This window comes from Pseudomonas sp. IPO3749, from assembly GCF_013386605.1.
Classification (GTDB): Bacteria; Pseudomonadota; Gammaproteobacteria; order Pseudomonadales; family Pseudomonadaceae; genus Aquipseudomonas; species Aquipseudomonas azotoformans_A.
Window position 1 is genome coordinate 1 of record NZ_JACARN010000137.1, and the last position, 7,094, is coordinate 7,094.

General features: G+C 61.7%; 8 protein-coding genes. 2 read left to right on the top strand and 6 right to left on the bottom strand.

The window, feature by feature from the left end:
• On the bottom strand, positions 1–502 hold a 502-nt coding region (locus HX812_RS31625), incomplete at its 3' end, for a GntR family transcriptional regulator (RefSeq protein ID WP_178949155.1).
• Positions 503–657: 155 nt separating this feature from the next.
• Between HX812_RS31625 and HX812_RS31630 the strand changes: the two genes are divergently transcribed.
• A complete protein-coding gene (locus tag HX812_RS31630) occupies positions 658–1,101 on the top strand; it encodes a carboxymuconolactone decarboxylase family protein (protein ID WP_038850919.1) in 444 nt (147 codons plus the stop codon).
• Here the strand turns inward: HX812_RS31630 and HX812_RS31635 are convergent, their stop codons facing one another.
• From HX812_RS31635 to HX812_RS31655, 5 genes are all read right to left on the bottom strand, one after another.
• Positions 1,102–1,869 carry an SDR family oxidoreductase gene (locus tag HX812_RS31635; protein WP_016980158.1) on the bottom strand — a complete coding sequence of 256 codons (768 nt, stop codon included), beginning with the start codon at positions 1,867–1,869 and terminating at the stop codon, positions 1,102–1,104.
• Positions 1,870–1,878: 9 nt separating this feature from the next.
• Positions 1,879–2,946: a phosphotransferase family protein gene (locus tag HX812_RS31640; RefSeq protein WP_038850917.1), complete on the bottom strand. Its 1,068-nt coding sequence runs from the start codon at positions 2,944–2,946 to the stop codon at positions 1,879–1,881.
• 129 nt (positions 2,947–3,075) lie between these two features.
• Positions 3,076–4,029, bottom strand: a complete 954-nt coding sequence (locus HX812_RS31645; protein WP_033902415.1) for a 2-hydroxyacid dehydrogenase — start codon at positions 4,027–4,029, stop codon at positions 3,076–3,078.
• 53 nt (positions 4,030–4,082) lie between these two features.
• Entirely contained in the window at positions 4,083–4,607 is a 525-nt protein-coding gene (locus tag HX812_RS31650; protein ID WP_038850915.1) for a cysteine hydrolase family protein, read from the bottom strand.
• A 181-nt stretch (positions 4,608–4,788) separates the two neighbouring features.
• The gene (locus HX812_RS31655) at positions 4,789–5,382 is read right to left on the bottom strand and encodes a TetR/AcrR family transcriptional regulator (RefSeq protein WP_038850913.1); all 594 of its coding nucleotides are present in this window, start codon (positions 5,380–5,382) and stop codon (positions 4,789–4,791) included.
• A 284-nt stretch (positions 5,383–5,666) separates the two neighbouring features.
• Here HX812_RS31655 and HX812_RS31660 point away from each other — a divergent pair, with 284 nt between their 5' ends.
• Positions 5,667–6,944: an HAAAP family serine/threonine permease gene (locus HX812_RS31660; protein WP_038850910.1), complete on the top strand. Its 1,278-nt coding sequence runs from the start codon at positions 5,667–5,669 to the stop codon at positions 6,942–6,944.
• Positions 6,945–7,094: the final 150 nt, after the last annotated feature.

A 7,094-nucleotide genomic window follows, 5' to 3' on the forward strand; every position in this document is an offset into this window, starting at 1 on the left:
CGATAGCGCTGCGCAGCGCTGGCAAGCCTTCGGGCTGGCTGTAGAAACCACTGTTCTGAGCGATGCGCCGCAACGCGTCCTGGGTACAGCGCCGCCATTCATCCTGGGGGAACTGGTTGCGGCTGGTGGCGCCGCCGATAAATTCATAGCGCAGTGTGCTATCGCGGGTGGGGTGGCGCATGGGCGAGGGCAGTGACTGCCATTTCGCCAGGTTGGCGGCGCAGGCCAAGTCGGTGGCGGTTTGCAGGCGTTCGGTCTGTGGCGCGCGAGCGTTGACGAAGGTGCCGCGACCGGTCTTGCCGATCAGCAATCCCTCGTAGGTCAGGGTGGCGTAGGTATCCGACACGGTCTTGCGTGACACGCCCAACTGCTCGGCGAGCAAGCGGCTGGGCGGCAACTGCGCGCCGGCGGCCAGGCGCCCGGAGCCAATGGCTTCACGCAACTGTTGGTACAACTGTTCGGCCAGATCCTTGCGGCCGTTGATCACAACGTGCAGTTCCATGTGTTATTCCGGGCATTGACGTTGCGCCAAGCGTACGCGCGTGCGCGGCAGGCTCAAAATGGTCTCTGCATAAACCGGCCGATTGGCTATAGGGCTTATGCCGTGTGGGTTCTAGGCTGGACAGTCATTGCACCCACCGCCAGAGAGCCGCCCCCATGGAACCCCGCCTGGATTACTACACCGCCTCACCGCAGGCGCTCAAAGGCATGCTGATGCTGGAGGCGACCACGTTTGGCTTGTCCATCGAAAAGCCTTTGCTGGAATTGCTCAAGATCCGTGTCTCGCAGCTCAACCATTGCGGGTTCTGTACGGACATGCACTCGATGGCGGCGCGTCAGCGCGGCGAGACCGAGCGACGTTTGTTCGCGTTGTGCGTCTGGCGCGATTCGCCGTTCTTCACAGCGCGGGAAAAGGCCGCGTTGGCCTGGAGCGAATCCGTCGCGACACTGCCGACCTCGACGGTATCGGATGAACTGTTCGCCGCCGTGCGGCTGGAATTCAGCGAGCAGGAACTGGTGGACCTGACCATGGCGGTGTCCAGCATCAGTGGCTGGAACCGCCTGGCGGTGAGTTTTCGGCAGCAGCCGCCGAATGCTTGATCAGGACAGGAAACCACCGTCCACATTCAGCGATACGCCCGTGGTGTAGCTGGATGCATCGCTGGCCAGGAACAGCACCGCGCCGGCCATTTCGCTCGGGTCGGCCACGCGCTTGAGGGGGATCTGCGCCAGGGCCATTTTCAGGATCGCGTCGTTCTTGACCAGCGCCGAGGCGAACTTGGTGTCGGTCAGGCCCGGCAGCAGGGCGTTGCAGCGAATGCCGAACGCTGCGCATTCCTTGGCGAACACCTTGGTCATGTTGATCACAGCGGCCTTGGTCACCGAGTAGATGCCCTGGAACACACCGGGGGAAATCCCGTTGATCGACGCGACGTTGATGATGCTGCCGCCGCCGTTGTCGCGCATCAGCTTGCCGGCTTCCACGGACATGAAGAAGTAGCCCCGGATGTTCACGTCAACGGTCTTCTGGAACGCACCGAGATCGGTGTCCAGCACGTTGCAGAACTGCGGGTTGGTCGCGGCGTTGTTGACCAGAATATCCAGGCGCCCGAACTGTTCGCGGATACCGGCGAACACTTGGGTGATCTGTTCCATTTCACCGATATGGCAGGCCACGGCCGTGGCCTTGCCGCCGTCGGCGATGATCGCGTCGGCCACGTGCTGGCAGCCTTCGAGCTTGCGGCTGGAGACGATCACATGGGCGCCTTGCTGGGCGAGCAACTTGGCGATGGCCTCGCCGATGCCACGGCTGGCGCCGGAAACGAATGCGATCTTGCCGTCGAGGTCGAACAGGTGGGTCTTGGACATAGCGGTTCCTTAAAGGGACGATTTGCTGATGACGTTCAGGCTCATCTGCTCCAGCAGCTTGTTCATGTGAATGAACTGCGCAAAGCGTTTGTCCTGGGTCTGGCCATGGAAGAAGCGGTAGTAGATCTGCTGCACGATGCCGGCCAGGCGGAACAGGCCGTAGGTGTAATAGAAGTCGAAGTTGTCGATCTGGATGCCCGAGCGCTCGGCGTAGTAGTCGACGAATTCACGACGGGTGAGCATGCCCGGCGCGTTGCTCGGCTGGCGGCGCATCAGTTGCACCGGCGCCGGGTCGGCCGCTTCGATCCAGTAGGCGAGGGTGTTGCCCAGGTCCATCAACGGGTCGCCGAGGGTGGTCAGCTCCCAGTCCAGCACGCCGATGATCTGCATGGGGTTGTGCGGGTCGAGGATCACGTTATCGAAGCGGTAGTCGTTGTGCACGATGCTGGAGGTCGGATGGTCGGCCGGCATTTTGTCGTTGAGCCAGGCGCGTACCGCTTCCCAGCGCGGCGCGTCGGGGGTCAGGGCTTTTTCGTAGCGATCGCTCCAGCCACGGATCTGGCGCTCTACGTAGCCTTGCGGCTTGCCCAGGTCGGCCAGGCCGCAGGCGCTGTAGTCCACCTGGTGCAGTTCGACGAACTTGTCGATGAAGCTTTTGCACAGCGCTTCGGTCTTGGCCGCGTCCAGGCCCAGCTCGGGCGGCAGGTCGGAGCGCAGGATGATGCCATTGACGCGCTCCATCACATAGAACTCGGCGCCGATCACCGATTCGTCCGTGCAATGCACATAAGCCTTGGGGCAATAGGGGAAGCCGTCCTTGAGCTGGTTGAGAATGCGGTATTCGCGGCCCATGTCGTGGGCGGACTTGGCCTTGTGACCAAAGGGCGGGCGGCGCAGCACGAATTCCTGGCCAGGGTATTCCAGCAGGTAGGTCAGGTTGGACGCGCCACCGGGAAACTGGCTGATCGTGGGCGTGCCGCTCAGGCCGGGGATATGGGCCTTGAGGTAGGGATCGATCAGGCTGGCATCAAGTTCTTCGCCTGGGCGAATCTGGGTCGATTGGTCGTTCAGCGCCATGCTTATCCCTTCTGCTTATTCTAAAGGCCTTGGACTATTTCCTAATCTAATGCGCACAACCGCCCAGCGACAAGGTCGGGGCGGCTTAATAGGTTAGCGTGTTGGACGATGATCAGCGTGCCTGATCGGTCATTGAGTGGGCGGGGGCAGGGCGACCGGCGTGAGCACCGGGCGACCGGCGAAGTATTCCACCAGGTTATCGGCCACGCGCTGCACGGTGTCATGGGCCGCTTCGGGCGACAGGCCGGCCACATGGGAAGTGAGCACGGTATTGCTGAGCTTCTTGAGGGCGTCGGGCACTTGGGGTTCGTCGTCGAATACATCCAGTGCGGCGCCGCCGATGCGGCGTTGCTCCAGGGCCGCGACCAGGTCGGCGGTAACCACCACGCTGCCACGCCCAATGTTGACCAGGTAGCCATTCGGGCCCAGGGCATCCAGGGCGTGGCGATCGATCAGGTGACGGGTGCTGGCGCCGCCGGGCGTGGCGAGGATCAGGAAGTCCGAGGTGCGCGCCAGTTCCACCGCAGTGGCGCAGTAGGTGTAGTCCACGTCATCGCGCGGCTGGCGGTTGTGGTAACTCACCTCCATGCCGAAGCCCAGGGCTGCACGCTTGGCGATTTCCAGGCCCACAGCACCCAGGCCGAGGATGCCCAACTGCTTGCCGCCCAGGGACGGGCGCATCACTTTCGGCCATTCGCTGCGGCGCACGGCGGCGTCGGTCTGCGGGATGCCGCGCACCAGCGAGAGCAGCAACGCCATGGCGTGATCGGCCACCGATGGCGCGTTCACCCCGGCGCCATTGGTCACGACGATCCCGCGATTGCTGGCGGCTTGCAGGTCTACGTGCTCGTAGCCCGCACCGATCACACAGATGATTTCCAACAGGGGCAGGGCGGCGATTTCCTCGGCGTACAAGCCCAGCGGGCCACGGGTCAGCACGGCCCTGATCTGGCTGCCGTGCGCCTTGATGGCTTCGGCGCGTTCGGCGGGTGTCGGCGCCAGGATCACATGAAAGTCATTGCCCTCGATGATGGGCAGGTATTCGTTGATGGTTTCAACCAGGACCAAAACAGTAGCGGTCATCGGAAGGCTCTTCCTGAAGGGTTTGAGGGGAGGAGTATGCCGTATTTGAGCGATCAGAAGCTTATCTCGACCGCACGTGCACGCTTCACAAACGCTCCGGCCAGGGTCGCATTGTGATGCTCGATAATCGCTTCGGCCTTGAGTGCCGGTGTGTCCATGCAGGTGTGGCCATCTTCCGGCAGCACCACGGAAAACCCCAATTCCACGGCTACCCGGCAAGTGGTGTCGATGCAGAACTGGGTTTTCATGCCGACGATCACCAGTTCATTGACCTGGGCCGCTTTCAGTTGCGCTTCCAGATTTGTGCCCAGGAAGCAGCTGGGGCGAGTCTTGTTGAACAGGTGGTCGCGGGATTCGTCTACCTCCAGCCCATGCCACAGCTGCCAAAGCGGGCTGCCGGCTTCTATCGGTGAGCCTGCCGGCCCGGTGTGACGGGCGACGAAGATCGGGGCGCCAGCCAGGCGTGCGCGCTGAATCAGCAGGTTGATAGTGGCGAGCACGCGTTCGCGCTCGAAGGGTTTTTCCGGGCCATCGTATAAGCCGGTTTGCATGTCGATGATCAGCAGGGCGTCAGCCATGGTGTTGCTCCTTGTGATTGCCGAACGGGCGGAGCAATAAAAAGGCCCCGTCCATTGCTGGCGGGGCCTTGGGTTGAATCTGTGAAGTGTCTAGCTCAAGCACTCACAGCCACCGCACGACCCGCCGGAAGCGGTCGTGGTGGTGCGGGTGAGGCAGCGCTGGAAAATGTTCATGGCCTGATCATGCTGGGACGGAGGAAGGGCTGTCAACGGCCAGTAGGGCATTTCGTGCCGCAACCAGGAATTCATCCGACAGGTGATTGCCACGTGTCGCACGCGCGAGGGTCACTGCGCCGATCATCATTGCGTACTGGGCCAGCATTGCCTGGCGATCTCCATCCTGTAGCTGCGCAAAGACCTCCAGGGACTTCTCGACGCCCTCAATAAAGGTGCGTTGCAAGGCGGTGTCGGCGGGCTCATGGCACATGTCCGGGGCGAAGGCCGACACGGGGCAGCCGTCTCCAGGGTTGTCGCGATGGGTGGCTGTCAGATAAGGCCCCATCACGGCCTCGCGGGCAGCCTGCTGATCTTCACTGCGATCGATCTTTGCCTGCCAGCCCAGGTTCGCTTGTTCGAAGGCCTGCTGGCAGGCTTCAGTGGCCAGGGCCTCCTTGGAGGCGAAGTGCCCGTAGAAACCGCCGTGGGTCAGGCCGGCGGCGGCCATGACGTCCGACAGACTAATGCCGTGCAAGCCGCGTTCGCGAAACAGGTGCGTGGCGGCCTCGACGATGATTTCACGGTTGAGGTCGGCTTGTTTGCGGGAAACGCGCGGCATGGCAGGGCTCTCTGGATAAACGGCGGATGCTGGATGAAAACTACAGGATCAAGCGCGATTCTAAAATAGATTTGTGCGGGAATGTATATTACACATTTAGCCGCACGCCCCGAAAACCGCCGTATACAGATGCCCCTGCGGGCCTGCACCGCACCACCGTTCCTCAGCTAAGTCTTTGCTTATTCACAAGAATCCCGGACAATCCGGCCCCTTCTATGGTCGGGGCGCTGCCTGTCAGGTTTTTCTGACTCGTCCCGGCCGTGTAAATGCGGAGATCCGACCGGATGAATGATCAGGCCAATAGCGTCGACGAACGCTATGCAACGACACCTGCAACCCTCACAAGCTGGAGCCGCCAGGACACCACCTGGATGCTTGGCCTGTTCGGCACCGCCATTGGCGCCGGTACCCTGTTCTTGCCGATCAACGCGGGCCTGGGCGGCTTCTGGCCACTGGTGATCCTCGCGCTGCTGGCGTTCCCGATGACCTTCTTCGCCCACCGTGGCCTGACCCGTTTCGTGCTGTCGGGCCGTGAAGGCTCCGACATCACCGACGTGGTCGAAGAACACTTCGGTATTAAAGCCGGTGCGCTGATCACCTTGCTGTACTTCTTCGCGATCTTCCCGATCCTGCTGATCTACAGCGTGGCATTAACCAACACGGTCGGCAGCTTCATGGAGCACCAACTGCACATCATGCCGCCGCCACGCGCGCTGCTGTCGTTCGTGCTGATCCTCGGCCTGCTGGCCGTGGTGCGTTGCGGTGAGCAGGTGATCGTCAAGGCGATGAGCCTGATGGTGTATCCGTTTATCGTCGCCTTGCTGTTCCTGGCGGTGTACCTGATCCCGCATTGGAACGGCGGCATCCTCAGCACTGCCAGCCAGGTCCCGGCCCCGTCCGCGTTGCTCAACACCTTGTGGCTGGCGATTCCGGTGATGGTGTTCTCGTTCAACCATTCGCCGATCATCTCGGCCTTTGCGGTGGACCAGAAGCGTCAGTACGGCGCCCACGCTGATGAGCGCAGCTCGCAGATCCTGTCCCGTGCGCACCTGTTGATGGTGGTGATGGTGCTGTTCTTTGTGTTCAGTTGCGTGCTGACCCTGTCGCCGGCGCAGCTTGCCGAGGCGAAGGCACAGAACCTGTCGATCCTGTCGTACCTGGCCAACCACTTCAATAACCCGACCATTGAGTTCGCAGCGCCGTTGATCGCGTTTGTGGCGATTGCCAAGTCGTTCTTGGGGCATTACATCGGTGCGAGTGAAGGCCTCAAGGGGCTGGTGCTGAAGACCGGTCGTCGTCCTGAGGCCAAGCGTCTGGACCGGATGACGGCGGCGTTCATGTTGGTGGTGTGCTGGATCGTTGCGACGTTGAACCCAAGCATTCTCGGGATGATTGAGGCGCTGGGGGGGCCGATCATTGCTTCGATCCTGTTTCTGATGCCGATGTATGCCATCCGCAAGGTGCCGGCTATGGCCAAGTACCGTGGGCAGGCGTCCAATGTGTTTGTCACGGCGGTGGGGTTGGTGGCGATTACTGCGGTGGTTTATTCGTTTTTTGCTTGAGTCTGTTTGGGGGGGTTGACTGTGATGGCGGTGGTTCGGTGTGTATATCCGTTGCTGCGGTAACGGCCACTTAGGGTTCCGCTCTTACAGCGGGTCACTTTTGGAAGAGCCCAAAAGTAACCAAAAGGCTCTCGCCCCAACACTCGGCAC